Source organism: Fulvivirga ligni (assembly GCF_021389935.1).
GTDB classification, from domain to species: Bacteria; Bacteroidota; Bacteroidia; order Cytophagales; family Cyclobacteriaceae; genus Fulvivirga; species Fulvivirga ligni.
In genome coordinates this window covers 1,246,015-1,264,804 of sequence record NZ_CP089979.1, presented here as the reverse complement: position 1 = coordinate 1,264,804, position 18,790 = coordinate 1,246,015, and the positions used below count along the sequence as shown (strand labels likewise).

Annotated in this window: 22 protein-coding genes; 10 read left to right on the top strand and 12 right to left on the bottom strand. The window is 36.9% G+C overall.

The window, feature by feature from the left end; all coding sequences use genetic code 11:
* Nucleotide 1 precedes the first annotated feature (1 nt).
* The 7 genes from LVD16_RS05650 to LVD16_RS05620 all read left to right on the top strand — a co-directional run bounded on the left by LVD16_RS05650 (nt 2) and on the right by LVD16_RS05620 (nt 6,965).
* Nucleotides 2-1,504 carry a sensor histidine kinase gene (locus LVD16_RS05650; protein ID WP_233772945.1) on the top strand — a complete coding sequence of 501 codons (1,503 nt, stop codon included), beginning with the start codon at nt 2-4 and terminating at the stop codon, nt 1,502-1,504.
* The gene (locus tag LVD16_RS05645) at nt 1,501-2,181 is read left to right on the top strand and encodes a response regulator transcription factor (RefSeq protein WP_233772942.1); all 681 of its coding nucleotides are present in this window, start codon (nt 1,501-1,503) and stop codon (nt 2,179-2,181) included. The genes LVD16_RS05650 and LVD16_RS05645 overlap by 4 nt, the downstream gene beginning before the upstream one ends.
* Before the next feature lie 215 nt (nt 2,182-2,396).
* Nucleotides 2,397-3,152, top strand: a complete 756-nt coding sequence (locus tag LVD16_RS05640; protein ID WP_233772940.1) for an immunity 49 family protein — start codon at nt 2,397-2,399, stop codon at nt 3,150-3,152.
* A gap of 622 nt (nt 3,153-3,774) precedes the next feature.
* Entirely contained in the window at nt 3,775-4,446 is a 672-nt protein-coding gene (locus LVD16_RS05635) for a hypothetical protein (protein ID WP_233772938.1), read from the top strand.
* Between the two features lie 27 nt (nt 4,447-4,473).
* A complete protein-coding gene (locus LVD16_RS05630; RefSeq protein WP_233772936.1) occupies nt 4,474-5,061 on the top strand; it encodes a DUF4253 domain-containing protein in 588 nt (195 codons plus the stop codon).
* 99 nt (nt 5,062-5,160) lie between these two features.
* Nucleotides 5,161-5,712, top strand: a complete 552-nt coding sequence (locus LVD16_RS05625; RefSeq protein WP_233772934.1) for a hypothetical protein — start codon at nt 5,161-5,163, stop codon at nt 5,710-5,712.
* 593 nt (nt 5,713-6,305) lie between these two features.
* Nucleotides 6,306-6,965: a hypothetical protein gene (locus tag LVD16_RS05620; RefSeq protein WP_233772932.1), complete on the top strand. Its 660-nt coding sequence runs from the start codon at nt 6,306-6,308 to the stop codon at nt 6,963-6,965.
* 154 nt (nt 6,966-7,119) lie between these two features.
* Here LVD16_RS05620 and LVD16_RS05615 read toward each other — a convergent pair whose 3' ends face one another.
* From LVD16_RS05615 to LVD16_RS05560, 12 genes are all read right to left on the bottom strand, one after another.
* Entirely contained in the window at nt 7,120-8,376 is a 1,257-nt protein-coding gene (locus LVD16_RS05615; RefSeq protein ID WP_233772930.1) for a DUF418 domain-containing protein, read from the bottom strand.
* Between the two features lie 44 nt (nt 8,377-8,420).
* The gene (locus LVD16_RS05610; protein ID WP_233772928.1) at nt 8,421-8,861 is read right to left on the bottom strand and encodes a hypothetical protein; all 441 of its coding nucleotides are present in this window, start codon (nt 8,859-8,861) and stop codon (nt 8,421-8,423) included.
* A gap of 223 nt (nt 8,862-9,084) precedes the next feature.
* Nucleotides 9,085-11,430: a DUF262 domain-containing protein gene (locus tag LVD16_RS05605; protein WP_233772926.1), complete on the bottom strand. Its 2,346-nt coding sequence runs from the start codon at nt 11,428-11,430 to the stop codon at nt 9,085-9,087.
* Nucleotides 11,414-12,643 carry a putative phage abortive infection protein gene (locus LVD16_RS05600; RefSeq protein ID WP_233772924.1) on the bottom strand — a complete coding sequence of 410 codons (1,230 nt, stop codon included), beginning with the start codon at nt 12,641-12,643 and terminating at the stop codon, nt 11,414-11,416. The genes LVD16_RS05605 and LVD16_RS05600 overlap by 17 nt, the downstream gene beginning before the upstream one ends.
* A gap of 88 nt (nt 12,644-12,731) precedes the next feature.
* Nucleotides 12,732-13,043 carry an antibiotic biosynthesis monooxygenase family protein gene (locus tag LVD16_RS05595; RefSeq protein WP_233772922.1) on the bottom strand — a complete coding sequence of 104 codons (312 nt, stop codon included), beginning with the start codon at nt 13,041-13,043 and terminating at the stop codon, nt 12,732-12,734.
* 11 nt (nt 13,044-13,054) lie between these two features.
* Nucleotides 13,055-13,462: a GNAT family N-acetyltransferase gene (locus tag LVD16_RS05590; RefSeq protein WP_233772920.1), complete on the bottom strand. Its 408-nt coding sequence runs from the start codon at nt 13,460-13,462 to the stop codon at nt 13,055-13,057.
* A complete protein-coding gene (locus LVD16_RS05585) occupies nt 13,462-13,659 on the bottom strand; it encodes a hypothetical protein (protein ID WP_233772918.1) in 198 nt (65 codons plus the stop codon). The genes LVD16_RS05590 and LVD16_RS05585 overlap by 1 nt, the downstream gene beginning before the upstream one ends.
* Nucleotides 13,656-14,147, bottom strand: coding sequence for a hypothetical protein (locus LVD16_RS05580; protein ID WP_233772916.1), 492 nt, complete (start codon nt 14,145-14,147; stop codon nt 13,656-13,658). Before LVD16_RS05580 ends, LVD16_RS05585 begins: the two co-directional genes overlap by 4 nt.
* Before the next feature lie 69 nt (nt 14,148-14,216).
* Nucleotides 14,217-15,002, bottom strand: a complete 786-nt coding sequence (locus LVD16_RS05575) for a DUF3108 domain-containing protein (RefSeq protein ID WP_233772914.1) — start codon at nt 15,000-15,002, stop codon at nt 14,217-14,219.
* 113 nt (nt 15,003-15,115) lie between these two features.
* Nucleotides 15,116-15,469, bottom strand: a complete 354-nt coding sequence (locus tag LVD16_RS05570) for a cupin domain-containing protein (protein ID WP_233772912.1) — start codon at nt 15,467-15,469, stop codon at nt 15,116-15,118.
* Between the two features lie 74 nt (nt 15,470-15,543).
* Complete coding sequence (locus tag LVD16_RS05565; protein ID WP_233772910.1) at nt 15,544-16,338, bottom strand: helix-turn-helix domain-containing protein; 795 nt, start codon at nt 16,336-16,338, stop codon at nt 15,544-15,546.
* A gap of 214 nt (nt 16,339-16,552) precedes the next feature.
* Entirely contained in the window at nt 16,553-16,855 is a 303-nt protein-coding gene (locus LVD16_RS05560) for a hypothetical protein (RefSeq protein ID WP_233772907.1), read from the bottom strand.
* Between the two features lie 137 nt (nt 16,856-16,992).
* On the opposite strand from LVD16_RS05560, the gene LVD16_RS05555 reads away from it, so the two are divergent.
* The 3 genes from LVD16_RS05555 to LVD16_RS05545 all read left to right on the top strand — a co-directional run bounded on the left by LVD16_RS05555 (nt 16,993) and on the right by LVD16_RS05545 (nt 18,780).
* Nucleotides 16,993-17,673, top strand: a complete 681-nt coding sequence (locus tag LVD16_RS05555; protein ID WP_233772905.1) for a metal-dependent hydrolase — start codon at nt 16,993-16,995, stop codon at nt 17,671-17,673.
* 68 nt (nt 17,674-17,741) lie between these two features.
* Nucleotides 17,742-18,017 (top strand): Rdx family protein, encoded by a 276-nt coding sequence (locus LVD16_RS05550; protein WP_233772903.1) that lies wholly within the window; start codon nt 17,742-17,744, stop codon nt 18,015-18,017.
* A gap of 172 nt (nt 18,018-18,189) precedes the next feature.
* A complete protein-coding gene (locus tag LVD16_RS05545) occupies nt 18,190-18,780 on the top strand; it encodes a DUF4136 domain-containing protein (protein WP_233772900.1) in 591 nt (196 codons plus the stop codon).
* Nucleotides 18,781-18,790 lie beyond the last annotated feature (10 nt).

The following is an 18,790-nucleotide window of genomic DNA, read 5'->3' as shown; positions in this document are numbered from 1 at the left end:
TATGAATTCCAAACGTTTCAGGCTTATTGGGGTAGCAATAGTGATTATCATTGTGGTCACCACCGCTTTGCAACTGTACTACATACAGGAAAATTACCAGCAGAATAAGCTGCGCTTTGAAAATGAAGTACAGCAAAGCCTGGATAATAGTGTAGAAGAATATTATTCGGAAATAGCCAAATCTGATATTCTCACTTTCACAGACATGAAGGACATCAAACTTCAGTTCGGATTTGGAAGCCAACCTGACTCATTAATTAACAGTCAAAATTTCACCAGGCGCATTGGCAAAAGTCATCTATTACGAAAACAGGCTTTACTTTGGGATAATCCGGATACTGTAATTAATGATGATAGTGTTCATATATCATTTGTCAAGATCACTAAGAATATTGCGGATAGCATTATGATTGATGAAACCAATGCCATTGCTATGTTTAAAGGCCGACATTTAGCTGATAGTCTGGAAAAGTTGCAAACACTCACTAACAAAATTGTAGTTTCATTGACAAGAGATACATTGGATTTCCCTATGCTAAATGAACTCTTAGCCGATGAATTAGAAAGGAAGAACCTCACCATTGATTACGCGCTCATTCACATCAACAAAGATTCTATAACGGACTCTTACCAAACAGGCCAGGGTCAACCACTGGTGTTAAGTACATTCTCGAAATCCACCTACTTGCCTGATCAGCAGAAGCTGGAAATGAAGTATGAAAATGCTCCTTTGATCATATTAAAAAAGGGTCTTTGGAACATCCTCTTCTCGGTGCTCTTTGTGCTACTTATCAGTGCTACATTGGCTTTCCTCTATCGTACCATAAAATCACAAAAAGAGCTTTCTGAGATTAAGAATGACCTGATCAATAACATCACACATGAGTTTAAAACGCCTATTGCCACGGTATCGACTGCTATAGAAGGTATTCGGAATTTCAATACAGAGAACGACCCGAAGAAAACTGAAAAGTATCTACAAATATCTCATGATCAACTGATTAAACTGAATCTAATGGTTGAAAAGCTTCTGGAAACGGCCACTTTAGATAGTGAAAAATTACTGCTTCATTTAGAGCCCGCAGATCTGGGACAGCTTTTAAAACAGATCACCGAAAAGTATACTACCATTCATCCCGGAAAGCAGATCAGGCTAACACTGAAAAAGCAAGTAATGGCGGAAGTAGATGCCTTCCATTTTGAAAACGCGGTTTCTAACCTGGTAGATAATGCTGCTAAATATGGTGGAGATGATATACACATCACCCTTGCTGATACGGCTAAACCCACTATTTTGGTAGATGACAATGGCGGAAACATTCCCAAGGGACAGCGAGACAAGATATTTGAAAAGTTTTATCGCATACCAAAAGGCAATGTGCATGATGTAAAAGGCTTTGGAATAGGACTTTATTACACTAAAAACATCATAGAAAAGCATGGCGGACAAGTAACGCTAATCGCTGACGATCAGCATACCACTTTCAAAATAGAACTGCCATGAAAGAAGAAATAAAAGTGCTATTAGCAGAGGACGAGGCCGCACTAGGGCTCATCGTAAAAGAAAGTCTGGAAAGCCGCGGCTTCCAGGTAGAGCTTTGCGAAAATGGCGTAGCAGCATCAAAAAGTTATGCCTCAAATAAACCAGATGTGCTGGTACTTGACGTGATGATGCCTCAGAAAGATGGCTTTACCGTAGCCCAGGAAATCAGAAGGATAGATCCGTTTATTCCCATTATCTTCCTCACGGCCAAATCTCGTACTGAAGATGTGGTGGAAGGCTTTGGCTATGGTGCCAATGATTACATTAAAAAGCCATTTAGCATGGAAGAATTAATTGTGAGAATCAACGCACTAGTGAACAGGGCCGCCAAGCCCGAAACTGACGCCTGGATTACGCTGGGCAGCTACCAGTTTCACCTGAGCAAGCAGGTACTGGTACATGAAAAAGCCGAAGAAACCCTGACCCACCGCGAAGCCCAGCTGCTCTACCAGCTGATCATACACAAAAACGACCTCACAGAAAGAAGCGTGATCCTCAAAGAGCTCTGGGGCAACGATGACTTTTTCAACGCCCGCAGCATGGATGTTTTCATCAGCAAGCTCCGAAAAAAATTACAACATGATAGTTCTATTCAGATTTTGAATGTTAGGGGGTATGGGTATAAGTTGGTGGTTTAGGTGCTTATGAGATAGTTGAGGCACGAGCCTGAGGCTCGTACCAGCAATTGCTTTTTTATTAATCGCTAGTTCGAGGTTCCAGCTCGGACTTTAAGCATTGTAGGTTTAATAAATAGATTTTGAGTACTTTCATGTGCAGTGGGATACGAGCCTGAGGCTCGCACCAGCGGGAGTCTGGTCAAGTTAATTTATTAAGATTAGGAGATTTTTAAGCCATGGTGGAATTTAGTTTGCAAAGTAGGGAGGAAAGATTGTTAAAGGTTTGTCAAAGTGTAATTGATAATGAGGATGATTTACTACAAAGCCTGAAATCAGGAAAAGTCAGAATTGAATCCTTTAAATCATCAAAGTGGTACGATCATCAAAGATTTGCTTTGAAATCATTTTTCTTAGAAGGTTCTCTTTTAGGGTGTCGGCAGCATTTTTACACCTGCGGAAGACTTGATGAGCATCTAATAAATAATTATGACAGCCGCATACTGGAATATGGAATGGCTCATGTATCATATGCACTTTTAAGTGATCACCAGGGTTTGATTAATCGTTATGCTCATCTCAGGCATTCCGGCTATGATAAGATCACCAAAAAAGGCTCAATTATTTATGCTATTCAATTAGCTATAAAAGATGAATTAGAACATAGCTATGTTGATATTTTGGATGCACTAAGCCAAAAGAAACGGAATGTTTCAATTCAGCCCGACGTAACTTTTTTTAGAGCTTTGATAGAAAAGGATAAATCAGGTTGTGAAGTGGCGATTAATGAGCTGTTGACACCTAGACGGCATAAGCAACGCAATAAATACATGGAACTGGTTAATGAGTTTATATCACATCCGGCCTTAGGTTATGCTAAGCTGGCTTGGTTAAAAGGGGTAATGGTGGAGTTAGATAACCCTCTAATTCCAAATGTAATGTTGCCAGTACGGCCGAATAGTAATTACAAAGATGAATATGATTTTTTAAAGTAAAAATAAATATTTTTAACAGTGAAGTGAGCGTTTTGCTATCATATTTCATATGTGATGAAGCCATAATATTAGTTGAAATAATTTTTTAAATATAATTAACATATGGCAAAATCTGAGTATGAACTTAGTTGGTTGGACTTCATGATAATGGGTGTGTTATCAGCATTATTATCTTTTGCTGTTGCATTTAAATGGTTTTCCTATATGATAGGAGATAGGACCTCTTCTGAATTGGGATCTTCTAAAACATCAGGATTTGTTTATGCTGTAGCAAAATTGGAAAGTAGTAGCTAGCGTTTCTTTTGGTTGCTAAATTACTTGGCTTATCGCTACTTTTTTTCAGTGAATGCAAGAAAAAACGTAGTTCTGGGTAGAATCAATTTTTAAATTTCTAGAGTGATGAGAATCAATAATGATGAAATGAATAAATCAACGAAAAATATAATATTGAGAGTCGAAATTTTAAAGTATATACATGAAAACATTTAATGTCTAAACCATGAAAAAAACTTTACTTACCCATTTTTTAATATTTACTGTTCTGCCACTTTGGGCCACCCCGCACCAGGTGTGATTTTATTAAGTTATATCAAAATGGAGGATCTATAGAAGCGAAATAAGTATGAAGTTTAACGAGAGTATATATCAATCATTCGCCCTTCGATTTCAGACAATAGAATTTGAAGAGTCTGAGTATCTGGCTCATCATGGAGTCGCTAGGTATAAAAAGAAAAAAGGAAATGCCATCTATAGAATTTCTTTGAGCATGAGCCTAACCAACAGAGGATTTGTTAGAATATCCGGAGATTTAGGGTTTGAAAGCATGAATTATCACTTGGGCAAAATAATAGATTTAAAAAATCCAGACTTTGAACCATTATTGACTAGTCATGAGGTTTGGAGAGACAAAGAAGCTTGGACTCATGTTCTGAAAGATTTGGGGTCTATGCCCCTAAAACTGAAGAGTGATATAGAGGCCTTTCAGGTTGCCATCATGAACCATGTAGCTACTTACATTCTACCTTTTTTTGAGAAATATCCAGACCTGCAGGCAGTAAATGATAAAATTCTTAATGCACATTCTTTCAGTGAATACTCTAGTTATATTCCTGGTAATTGCACTTTCAAAAGTTTGATCATAATGAAAATGTTCAATAATCCTCAGTACGAAGAATACAAGAAAGTGAAAGAAGATGATTATATCAGGTTTGTGAAACAAGACCCTGCCAGATGGCAACCATCCTATGATGCATTCCATGAAATGGTTGCGTATTTAGATAAAACTACTTTTTGAGATAAAATGTTATAATTTATTTAACTAATGGCTGGATTTACTGATAAAGAACTAGAAATAATAGAAGAAGCCGGGCTTGATCCTGTTGATCTTCAGGAGATATTAAAATATAAGCAAACTGATCTAGATGCTTTTGTTACGGTAGATTCATTAGATGTAAGTATTGTATTTCCTATAAGCCAGACCAGGGCTAATCAGGCAATAGCAACACTTCGGTCGTCCCTAAATCCTAAAGGGTGTCAGGTTTATTTTTCGCAATTGGGCAAGCAAGAATATCTGTTGAATCTTCTAAACGTTGATGATGAATTTGATATACTTCGTTTTCACGGAACAGAAGCTCCCAATTATAATTTGCTTACTGAAGACATAATAGAGAGACTTTCCGAGTGGAAAAAGCTATACGGTTTATATATCGCGGGAGCGAATAGGGATTGGGTGATGTTTCAGCTCGAAATCCTCCCTGAAGATTTAGATGAATATGTTGAGGAACTGATTAAATTTTGTCCAGATTACCTGTATCAAGATAATTATTCAGAACGAGGAGAAGGTTGGAGTAAGTTCATGATCCGTAGTACTATTAACTATCACAGGATTGTTCGTTTGTGGTGGGATTAGTAACATTAATAAAATTCCAGCGCTAGTTCGAGCTTTTTTCCCCTCCTCAGAGTCACTCGCAGAGGACTCTGAGGAATTAGAGAATTAAAAAATAATAAATTGTCAACCCATAGATTACATACCAAAACAAACGAAGTTTTCCACTGTACTTTAACCGGCTACCAATGGTTGGCGCTATTTGAGCAGGCGCAGGCATATCCAGCTGTGTATAAGTGGTTTGATCATTTATTGAAAGATGGTTGCTGTATTTTGGCTTATATGATCATGCCCAATCATTTGTATTGTCTTCTTAGTCCTACCCATCCATCAAAACCTTTAAACCTGCTTTTTAGTGAGGGAAAACGGTTTATGGCCTATGCTATAGTGAAAGATATCAAAAAGCAAGCCGATGTTAGATTATTACAAGTTATCGAGGGAGGAGTTCAGGAAAATGAACGGCAAAAGGGTAAAAAACATCAGGTTTTCAGATTGTCCTTTGATTCCAGGAAATGTTTTGACATGCAGATGATAGAGCACAAGTTGGATTACATTCATCATAACCCGGTATGCGGCAAATGGGAATTGGTAAAGGATTTTACTAGTGCAGCTTACTATGAGTTAGGTTTGGCGAATAACTATGTAACACACTATAAAGATTTAGCATTAACATGATGATTATAACGAAGTATATTGATCATTTGCCAATAGAAGGACCTCAGAGTCCTCTGCGAGTGACTCTGAGGAGGGTGAACTTCTATCTCGGACTTTAAGCATTGTAGATTTAATCAATAAGATTTTGAGTACTTTATTATGTAGAGGGATACGATCCTGAGGCTCGCACCAGCGGGAGAAGAATTTTTCATTTGTAATTTATAATATGTTTATAAAGTGTTTAGGCATAAATACTTTACCTTCTACTAGTTACCCTAAACCTGTTCAATTTTATATTTAGCAGCACTAGCAGTCGCCTTCCCGCAGTCTCCCACTGGTCGTAGGTTAAGCGCAGCGGTCCTACGACTTATCATGAGCAAGAGCATTTGCTCGGAATACGATGGGAGTAGATTAGTTTATGTGTAGAGGGATACAAGCCCGAGGCTCGCACCAGCGGGATTGCTTTTTTATTAATCGCTAGTTCGAGGTTCTAGCTCGGACTTTAAGCAATGTAGGTTTAATCAATAGATTTTGATTACTTTAATGTGCAGAGGGATACGAGCCTGAGGCTCGCACCAGCGAGGGGGGTGAAGGGATTGAAAAAATGCAATAGAATGATTTATAACAAAGCAGACTTTAATAACCACATAAGTACCCTTCAAATTGAAGGCTTTAAACTAAAGAGTGCTGTTCAGGCTTATTTGTTCGTTCGAAAAGAGCAATATCGTACAGAGACAATTACCCTCAGTTACAAAGATTACGCACCACATGGCTTTTATCTCACTAGTGTATCTGCTGACATCTACTTTAATGAAGTTGAGGATAAATTAAATATCCTGTTGGATAAACATAGAATTGATCAGAGATACGGCAATACAACCATTCAGAAGTCATTCCAAACACTCAATGGTATTGATTACAAAGTCCTCGATACAGAGATTAACGATGAATATTCTTATAGAACGGTCATGTCCGTGGTTGAAAAGATTGTTTTGAACGGAGTGCTTCCGTTTTTTGAAAGATACAAAGAACTTAAAAAAGTCAATGAAGATGTAGCTAGGATGTCAGAGGATGAGACTAGTAATTTTGTATCGGGTATTATCGGTATAAAAATACCTCTGATAAAAAAGTTAGTTCACTCCACGGATTACTTGGTAGAACTTCAGCAGAGAAAAGAATTTTATTCTGATGAGGTGTTTAAATACCCTCAGTATTTTAAAGATCATGACAAGGTTTTCAATGATCTATTTTCAGAGGATTTGGAGAAGATCTAAGCCTGTTTTTAGTCTAAACAAATTTTCATTGCCCTATCTCCCAAACTCTCTTTATTCTAAGAAAGAAGGCTTTAAATTCATTTAACGAAGTTTTAAGCGTAAAATATAAAAAAATGTCAATCCAGAGGATTACGAGCCTGAGATAAACTAATGCTTACCCCACCCCCCCCCCCGAATAAGTCAACCTCCTCCAGCACCACTCTAATGGCCCGTATTCAAACTTTTTGAACCAGAAGTAGCTCCAGATTAATTGTAGCATCCAAATGCAGGGGACTATGTAAAGTAGCTCATGGCGAGCCAGTTGGCCGTAGAGGGAAAAGCCATAGCCATAGAATATTAATCCGCAGATGATGCTTTGGGTGATATAGTTGGTGAGGGCCATTCGGCCTGCCAGGGAAATTGGTATCAGGCGTTTGAATATTGAAAACTTCTGGTAGAGTCCGTTGAACACCAGAATATAGGCAAGGGCCATGGTTTCTTTTGGAAAGGTGAAAAGCCATTCTTTCCATACACTGAGCACTGGGTCAAAGTATTGGTATGTCCAGTGGTAGTATCTGATGTAGTTAACATAAACGGCAAAAGCAGTGACGGCCGCGGTGATCAGCCAGTAGTATTTTACAGAGTGATAATCTCTAAACACGCCACTTTTGTATAAGATGATACCGAGAATCATCATGATCAGGGTGCGGAACAGTATGCCGGAATACATCACCTCGCCTTTATGCACTTTAGTATGTTCAGCGTTGGCCTTCACACTTTGCCAGTAAGTTTGCCGGTGATTTTCTATGTCACCAATGTGACCTTCTTTCCGGGATGTTCTGGAAATCCACTTTTCCACTATTTTCTTCTGCTCTTCGGTAGGATTTTTAGCACTGGAAGCTTCTACATATTTCTGATGTTGATCCTGCCTGCTCAATATATTAGAAATGGAGTTATATGATAAAACAGAAACAGGTACCAGCAAAATAAAGAGCAGCTTCCTCACGGTAAAAGCGCGAAAGGGAAAGAGTAGAAATCCACAAATGGAATAATGATACAATATGTCACCATCCCAAATAAAGTAAGCGTGAATTACACCTAAAAGAAATAATATCAGCAGCCTTCGGGCATAGATATCCAAAGCCTTTAAGCCGATTCCCTTAGCCTCCAGTCGGTCCAGAAAGATGTAAAACCCTACTCCAAAAAGGAGTGAAAACATTCCAAAGAACTTGCCCTGAGCCAGAAAATAAACCAAAAACCGAACATCATGATCTAGTGTCGACTGATATCCATATTCATAAGAGCTCCATGGATTAGGGTAGCAAAATGATTCAATATTGATCAGCAATATTCCCAGCACCGCCAGCCCACGTAAAAAATCAAGCGATTGAATTCTATTATTCTGTCGGGTAGCCTGTAAAGTATTTTGCATTCAGTTGGAACGAGGAGAGGGTGAGATTATTACACTGTTAATGATCAAACCGAAAAACCCAACTGCCTACCTTCCTCTTCAGCCTTCTTATCCATCTTAGCGCCGATGGCCATTCCCAGCGCCATACCAATAGGCAAACCAATCCCTATAAAAGCAGTGTTTCCCAGAGACAAGGCGAAAGCCGTTCCAAATGGCAACCCTAAAGCCGTCATCCCTAACAATAACCAGGTGGTTCTATAATAATTTTTAGGCACCAACTTATGCACGGTCATCAGCTTTCTGAAAATCCTGGTTTTGGCTCCTGTAAGATGTTTATGAAGTCCCTTATCTGTAGATGCATTAATGGTATTCACCTCATTATTAACCACTTCCAACACTTCTTCTGACAGCTCACGATTATCCAGCTCTTGGAGCAAAGATTTAAACTGCTCATATTTTGCGGCTAATTTGGCATTATCAATCTGTCGTGGTTCAAGTGAATTCATCAGCGGTTTTCTTAAATACTCTCGTAATATAACATTCAATGCATAATTAACCAGATACTTTTTCAATAAGCGGAAGCTGAGATCATTTGGTGGACCTGAGTGGTTGTGGTTAGAGTTCTATTAATGAAGCCGATGTAGCGAAGTCAGAGACTTCTAATTCATGTTGTAATTTGCAGTGAACCTGTCGGAACACTACAAACGGCTCATATGAAATTAACAGAGCTTATGACCTATATTTCCCCTGTATCTCTCTAAGGTGACCCTCAAAATTCGCAAAGTAAGTATTATCAACTGTGTCATCGTTGGTATTTTTCACAATGACCAGCAATTGTTGAATATCTAGTAAAATATCCTTTTGCTTTGAAACACAGGCTGTCGGGCTCACACTACATAAAACAAGCCATATAACATAAAAATCTTGAAGAGAACGCTTATAGGTTTTGGCCTTTTTTACATTTAAAAAATCGTTAAGAATATCCTTGGTTATTTCTTCATGAAACAACAACCCAAAATTAGAAATCATTTTTTTAGTTGTATGAATTGATTGTAAAAATAATTTTTTATCAATTGCAGTATTGTCTAATTCTATCAAAAAATCACTTAAGCCTTTTTTATCCTTCAATCTGCAGGTTATGCGATCTTGTCTTGGGAAAAAACCTATAACGTCCTCACTTTCAAATTTAAAATGTATGTATGAAAGAACTGTAATCAGCTCTTCATTATACATACGATCAGGCCGACCTTCCTTTCTTTCTCTTAAAAAAAACCAATTTATATGTTCTGCGTTAGTAACATCCTTTATACTCTTAACCACATCTGGATCAACAATAGAATTCCACATTTCAAAGGAATTAGCTTTAATAGGATAGGGCTTATAATTTAATCGGATAAATAAATCAACCTCATCAAACCCTTCATTCATATCCTCCTCAATAATTATAGAATCAACAACAAAATCCAATATTTTATCTTGCTGTAAATCGCTCAATTCACTAAATCTGCGCCCCTCCAAATCGGTTAAGACTCGTAAGCCTTTTAATTTAAAATTATTATTCTTTGAGTAAGTCAATTTCCCATCTTCATTGTGAAATTGATCTCCTAAAAAACCAATTATAGATAATAATCTTTGTTGCCCGTCAACCACCTCCTTAACTTTATTTTTTCGCTTAAAAATAAACAATGGGGGTAAATTGATACCCAACAGTATGCTCTCTATTAGAGCAGAAGCTTTCAGCTCATTAATTTTCTCTTGTCTTTGATAAGATGGGCGTAATAAGTATCTAGTAGTTTTGAGATCATTCCTTATCTCATCAATTGGGGTAGAGGTAGGATTAGGTTTATGTAATCTAAGGTTAGATAATTCTTGAATGGATTGAGCTGAATCTTCCTCAGTCTGCCTCAACTTAACCAATTGTTCTTTAAATTTACTATTTCGAATGAAGGAAGAAAATTCATAATTAAAAAGGTCTTCAAATAATTGACTGGTATTTTCGAATCGTTTTATTATACTTCCATAATAGTGACTATTATCCTGTGAATAACTGTCAATATTACCTGAGTAAAAATTTTTAAATTTGATTAAATCATATTCAAACTCAATATTGGCGTCTTGTAAAATCGTAATCGCCCACCATAAACATTCGTAAATATATTTATTTGCTAACTCTGAATCTAAGGATGTTAATTTGTTGAAAATTTTCAGAACTGTTAAAATAGTAGACTTAAATTGTATATACTCATAAGTTACGTCTTCCGTGTTATTTTGAGCAAAATCATATAATAAGTCAATGATTTCTGTTCTATTAGAACCTCTGGCATAAGTGGAAATTGGAAATTTATATAAAATTCTAAACCTCCTAATTAGGTCAATGTTTTTCGATATTAAACCATCATTATTACCCTTTTCGCTAACATTTTCCTTAGGGAAGAAACACTTATTGAAATTTTCTAAAAGCTCAAAATCATGTTTCAAATCATTTTTAAATAAATCCGAAAATTCATCACTATCATACTTGGCATTATCAAGTTCGTCGCGTGTCAAAGGTGTTATACCGGTATTATAGCGTCTGAAAATTTCCTTTTTAACTCTATCAATGATTTCATCGGTCAAATTAGGGTGATTTATCACTTCAAATTCAAACACTCTAATATTAGAGGTCAAAAATGTATCCTTATTTACATCAGATAATTTATTGAATGATTGTTTATTGAGTACTTGCAATTCCTTTAATCCTTTAATACTTAATGTCAGGATATTTTCTTTAAATCTCTTTAGAGTCTCAAACCTTTGCCTCCCGTCAATAACCTCAATTTTGGCGCCCATCTTAAAAAGAATTAAAGGAGGGACCTCAGTTCCAAGTATTACACTTTCAATAAAAAATGTTTGCTTCGCCTTATCCCAAACATAATTACGCTGATAGTATGGACTGTAATCTATTCTTTTTAAGTTCCTCTCGCTTAAAAGTGTCTTAACAGACATACTTCTTGCTATAATTCTTAATGAGGATTGAAAAATTTTTCTGAATTCTTCAGCCTTTAATGTTTGGTCTATATTAGCTGATCTTGTCATGATTTAGAATAAGTTGAGAGTCGGATTCAATACGTAAACCAAAAATTTTTAGCTCATCTTCCTCAGTTTTAAACTTAGAAATTCTAACTTTTGTAATATCCAAATAGGTACTGAATACTAATCTATCGTGCAAAAAGTAAAACAAAAACTCGTGAAAGTCATCTTCCCCTAATTGAATGTTATTGTCTCTAATATCCTTTTTACAAAAAACCTTCAAATCAATTGCTTCTTCAAAATATATTCCAACTATACATTTGAATACCACAAACTCCTCTTCAACTTTTAGCACTTCATTATCAACATCATAGGAAGAATTAATATGTTTAATAAGGAAATAAGTTAATCTATCACTAAATTGAAGTAAATCATGATAATCTTCTTTTTTGAATTGATGGAATTCAGGCTTATGAAACATTGGGACATGTTTAAGAAGATTATATTGAAGTATCAGTGAGCGAGCTTTAGTTCCATAGATCGAATGAGAATTATAGTATAAAATTAACTGTTCGTAGTCAGTCAATTGAGACCTTAAAATTTTGGCATAAAAAATCTTTTCATTATCGCTTAATACTTTATTTGATTCAATAATTTTAACGAGTCTATAAAATGCCTTAAAATAGTGAGACAAATGCCCTCTTTGAAACTGATACAATTGCATATACTTTTTAATTAGACCATTGTGCAATTCATATACAGACAAATTAGAAATATCATAATTTTCTAGAAGCCTTTCCTGTAGGCTTTTAAAAAAATCACCATCTTTATCTATCTCGTTTAAATTTTTTTTTATTGTGAGATAAACATTTAAGAGCGAGTAGAAATTAGATTCAAACTGCTGAACTCTAAGGGTATTGCTCTGGTCTTCATATATTTTGCGACTCGAAGTAAGCTCTGCACGCTGGAGTTGAAATTCTTTAATCTGTTGATTTAGGGCGTTGATTTGTAAGTCTAACGCCTCTCTATTAGTTCTGAAATCATTTCTTTGCTCTGATAAAGCTATATAAAATAGCATAACACCCGCCAATGCCCAAATTGAACCAACAACTCCACCTATAAAATCTCCAAACCGAGCAAACAATTCCGAATTTATGGATTTATCAAATCTTAAGTTGAAATTCAGCCACAAAAAGCTAATTATGCCTAATACGATAATTATTAGCCCTAAGAATATTAAGAATATGCTAAGTTTTTCATTCTGGAGCAATCGTCGCATGAGCTATCATTTAAGGAAGTTAATTAAAACCCAAGTTATCTAAACAAAATCATTTAGAATTATTATAATAATAAATTTTTTAATTCTCCTATAAGTCACCATCTGCAAACACCTCATAATGAATCACTTTCTCTTCAAACTCAAGTAGGTAATCCTTATCCTCAGGATAGTATTTGGCCTTTTCGTAATCTTCGCCGGCGAAGTTTTTTATTACCTCCATATTCTCCCAATAGGTGATCAGGGTATAATGTGCTACATCACCGTCCAGGCGTCTAAGGAAGCTTAGTTTTATGAATCCCTCGGTGCCGCTATAGTCGGGAATAGCTGTGGCATTTGTGAATGCCGTGTACTCTTCATAATGCTCCGCTTTGGTTCGGCCATGCCATATTCTTGCTATCATAGGTTTAGGTTTTAATGCTCATTTCCCTTATAAATCCACATGGGCTCGGTTTGTCCGGCTCTTGAAAAGCCAACTTTTTTATAGAAATCTATGGCTTTGCCATCGGCAGTAAGCATTTGCATATGGAAGCCTGAATATTTCTCCTGCATCTTATTCATGATCATATGACCTATGCCTTTGCCCTGGTATGTCGGCAGCACCAATAGGTGCGGATAATACACCACCAGATAACCATCCGAAATAGCGTTGCCAATGCCCACCAGGGTGTCGCCATCCCAGGCAGAAACCAGGCCATGAGAATTCATCAGAGCTTTGTACAGTTCTTCCGGCTTATCGGCAGAGCTCCATTTGTTAGCTTTGTACAAATCAAGAATTCGCTCCACAGGTATATCTCTGGTTTCGGAAATGGTAATGTTCATTAGTGATTAAAGAATTCTTTGAATTTGGGATAAGTAACTATTTTATATAGCAATGTCAAAGCTCCTACCACTTTAAAAACCAAAGCTATCATAAACAACATCTCCGGACCTTTTAAGTGCAAGATCTTTACTATTGCCGCGATAAAATCAATACAGTAGCCGATTATCAAAACAATTAATCCGTATTTTGCTTTCATTCATTAGGGATATTTAAAGAATCAGATGTTCTAATAGAATCTACTTGTTGTTGGATGTTTTCTAAATTGAGATCAGGTATGTCAGGCTTATCAGGACTGAATAGATCTGGCATAAAAACAAGTGCCAGGGTAAAGATGATAGCGAAGCCAAAAAGCCAAAACGAAGTATACCTCATAGCCTTACTACTTCCAATCTTCTCCACCGCATCATTCAGCTGATCAAAGTCTTGAAAAACTTCCTTCTTACGTTTGGCTACGCCCCCTCGATCATAGTTTTCTACATACTCATATCCATAAGTCGTGAGGTAAAACACACCTGCCTCCTCTTCAGTCTCCACTAAATCAAAAGACTCAAGTTCCTGCATCAGCTGGTTAATGGCAGCATATGGTAGATTTTCTTTCTTGCTAAATTCAGCCACGCTTAGTGACTGACCCTCAGCATCATGAATGGCTCCTAAAAGAGCGATATGGTCGTCTGTTATATTCATTGAGGCTTTTAAACTAGCCTTTTTTAACCTAAATAGGAACTCAGCCTCAATGAATCAATATTTTAACTACTAAATACCTTCAAGTTTTATCTTAAATCGGTATTGATCTCCCTGTTTTTGCTTCAGCTTTAAGACCTCATGAGTTTCTTTACTCACCCAAAACACCTCTTCTGACTGGTCAGTCACATGCTTTAGCAGCCAGCAATCTACAGGCACATTATTAAAGCCCGTAAAAGTATTGGAGCCAACCACAGCGTAGGTCTCCCATTTAGGAGGAGTTGGATATCCAGCTTCGTAAAAATTGATTTTAAACACCTTATTTTCAGCCAGTGGAAGTAGTGCAAATGTTTCCAGATCAAGATGCCAATTGAGATTATACTCGTTGCGAGCCTGATCAAAAGCAGCAAGACATTCTTTGGCCATGGCAGAGGAAGTATCAGAGGTCAAATCTTTTCCCTGAATTATTGCCTTCCGATCTTCAAAATTAATTTCTGCCTTATAGGTACCTCTTTCTTTCATGCCCCACCAGGTTTCCTGATATAAGGTACCAAAGGTTTTCTTATCACAAACAGACATGGCAGTGTGATAAACTGAATCTCTACTCTCCCAACTCTGAGAGATTTCGATAATCTCTTTTCCAGACCAGTTCTTGAAACTTACGGTCCGGGTCCAGAATTCTAAATTTTTGTGATTCTGCTCATTTAAATCTGAAAAATAAAGCAAGTAATGACTTTTCCCCGGCTTCAGGTTTTTAATGTTGAGCGTTTTGGCCGTTACCACAATAGTATCGGCTTTTTGAGCATAAGAAATAGAGCCTGCGGAGAGCAAAATGATTAATACGATGAACTGTTTCATAGGTAGGAATAGGTTAGATGATTAATGACTATATTAACTCATCTAACCTCCTTTTAGACCACTTTTCCTGGCGTGTGGTATATTTTGAGCCATAAGTGGTCTAAAGCAAGATGCTATTCGGAGAGAAGCTCCACCTCTTCAGGTATAGAGAGTAGCAGCGTGCACCCTATCTCACTTTTCACACCATGCTTACCGCTAGGCGGGGTATACAAAAAGTCACCCTTTTTCAGTTTCTCACCGTGTATCTCACACTGGCCTTCCAGCACAAAGATTTCCTCTCCGGCCGGGTGGTTATGATAGGGATAACTGGCCCCGGCATCAAAACGCAATAAAATTGTTTTTGAGCGCTGAGTAGCTTCATCAAATCGGAGTGATTTCACAAAAAGACCGTGATAGTAAACACCGTTTTCTATTAATGGCTGCCATTCTTTTGCTTCACTATGGGTTATATAATTCTGAATGTTCATGATAATGATTTTTGGTTATTGACAAAGCAAAAGTGCCGCTTAATAGCCACAGAGGAAATGGAGAATCCTGAGTATTACATGGAAGATTCTAGAGCGGCAGCATATTCTTTAGGGGAAACGCCTGTGTGATTCTTGAAAAACTTAGAAAAATAAAGAGGGTCTTCAAAACCAAGACGAAAAGCCACCTCTTTCATCAGCAAGTTTTCATATTGAATGATACGCTTGGCCTCTGAAATCACTAAGCCATAGATTACGTTCTGAGCAGTTTTACCAGCATGAAGCTTGGCCTGTTCATTAAGCTTTAACTCAGTGGTTTGTAACTGAGCAGCTATTTCAGAAAGGCTATAATTATGCTCAAAATTGTTTCTGACAAATTCTAGAAAAGTGAGAAATAGAGCAGTTGGCTTCCAAACTTCTTCTCCATTCTCAATTTTAGCACGATTTACTTCCACCAGTAAAAGTTCTATTCTGGCATGCACCGAAGTGAGATATTGAAAAGGCATTTCAGCCAGCTCTCTAGTAATCAATTTTAGCTGCTGAAGTATATGGTCAGGATGGTTGATAGTGATGATCTCATTATAATCGAAATGGCAAAAAAGGCTGTTTTGGAATATTAGCTCTATATCTTGCTCATTCTTAGCCATATAATCTAAGGTAAAATCTAAAAGAAAGCCCTCTACCTGCTGATGAGGCTTTATGAAATGATATTGACCTGAAGTAATAGTTAGCACTTGCATGGGCTTTACTTGAAGTAGCTTATCATCAACCTGAATATTAAGGAGTCCGCTGGTAATATAGATAAAAAAGTACTTTTTCACCCTTTGGGGCTCATCATAGACTACTTCTGCAAGATTCTGAATATTTACCATAGCAATTAATGTAGTTCCAATCGATATTCCTTTTTCAAAAGCATGAGGTTAGTCCTGGTCACCAACCAGCAGCAGAGCAATACAAATACTCCTATAGAGATTATGCTAAAATTCCTAACCGGTATCATCACATCCATGTTCCGCATCAATTGATGAGTAGCATATATCCAGTAAGCCAGACTACCTAGTGCGGTTAACACTATAATAACGGAGATTAATTGAATCCTATTACGGCCCATTTCTTTATTTTCAAAAGTCCGTAACCAATATACAAACCTATAACACTCAAAATCAGCACAGCAAAAAAACCTATGAAGAAATATTCTGAAAGTTGAATCATTTCTACTACGCTTGAATCCTTCTGAGTATCTTCATTAAGTTGACTTGTAAAGTTCATCATCATAATGCTTAAAATGCCGTTGTTAAGCGCATAATAAGTAGTGCAGGCAAAAATTAATATAGTTACCCAACCCGTGGCCCTGATATTTGAAATAATGGTGATTACTCTGCTTTCCATGTAAAAATTAAGTCAACGTTAAATTTTGTAAAAGGCATAACTATTCCATCCCTAATCAGTTGATTTTATAGAAGCACTTGTGTGTTTCTGAAATTTAAAAAATTTAATATTTAATATTAAAAACCCATTCAGATATTATGAAACTCACGTATTATGGACATGCTTGTTTTTCAGTGGAAGTGTCAGGGAAGAAATTACTGTTCGATCCGTTTATCACTCCCAATGAAAAGGCAAAAGATATAGACATAGATAGTATAGAAGCTGATTATATTTTGATCAGCCACGGTCATCAGGACCACACAGCCGATGCCATAAAACTAGCCAAGAAGACGGGTGCTAAAATCATTTCAAACTTTGAAATTGTGACATGGGCGCAAAATAATGGCGTGGACAATGTACACCCGATGAACCATGGCGGATATTATGACTTTGATTTTGGTAGAGTGAAATATGTTACGGCCATACATTCCAGCTCATTTGCAGATGGCAGCTATGCCGGTAATCCTGGCGGTTTTGTTATCAGCAGTAGCGAAAAAACCTTCTATTATGCGGGAGATACTGCCTTAACTATGGATATGAAGCTGATACCTCAATTCTTCAAATTAGATTTCTCTATTTTACCTATCGGAAATGATTTGACCATGGGCGTAGAAGAAGCCATAGTGGCAGCTGACTTTGTGGAGTGTAATAAAGTATTAGGAGTACATTATGACACCATGGAGGTGATAAAAATTGATCACGAAGATGCTGTAAAGCAATTTAAAGAAAGCGGCAAAGAATTAGTACTTATGAAAATAGGTGAAACCAAAGATTTTTAAGTTTGATATATTAGATTAATTAGTTTGCCAAAGGCTCTCATATCCCAGAGAGCCTTTATTTTTACACCATGAATCCAAAAGTCACCATCATATACTGCACGCAATGTCGCTGGCTGCTCAGAGCCGCCTGGATCGCTCAGGAATTACTTACTACTTTTAATACAGATTTGAGTGAAGTAGCACTTCAACCAGGCACTGGAGGTATCTTTGAAGTATGGCTAGATAACGAGCTAATTTTCTCCAGAAAACAAGCGGAAAGATTCCCCGAATCTAAAGAATTAAAGCAGCTGATTAGAGATATTATTGACCCTGAAAGAGACCTGGGACACAGCGATAAAAAATAGGCCGTTTGGCACCCATTTTTAGTGTGTAAAAACTTGCCCTAAAATTCTCAAAAAATCCACTCAATTATTTCATAATAAGCATTTTACACCATTAAACGCCCGTTTAAATCAGGCATGGTTTTTTCTAATCTTTTCATTGAATTTATTTAAAGAAAACTAAAGTAAATTAGTTATGAAAAAGATAATATTAGCACTAGGAATGAGCGTGTTTTTTATCTCAGCCTATGCACAACAAATTCACACTGAAAAAGCTGCAGGATCTATAGACAAAACCTACCGTACTTTTGCCTTTATAAACCCGAATGAAGATCAGGAACCTGGCACACAGGAAGCTGTAATTGTAGAAAGTGAAAATATGCAGAGCGTTTATATTTTCACTGATGAGAAATACCCGGGAACGGAAGCCAATGAGTCAATCAAAACTTCCATAAAACAAGAAATGATTGACAGAAATTTTAAATACAGCCCTAAACATCCTGATGTATTGATTTCTTATATAGTATTTAACAGGGAAGGAAATATTAAAGGAGATTTCGATAACAGAGCAGAGCCTACAACTGGCATAGAAAGACCCGAAACCATGCAAGCCGACAGAGGTACGCTATTAATAACTGCCACAGATTATACTACTGGAAAAACCATATGGCAAGGACTTGAGAATGGTGCCTTTAAACAAGATTATACGGTAAAAGATACCGATGCTATGAAAGCCGTATCAGATATTATGAGCGGATTTGATGTATCCAGAAGCGGTACATACTAATTTGATTTAA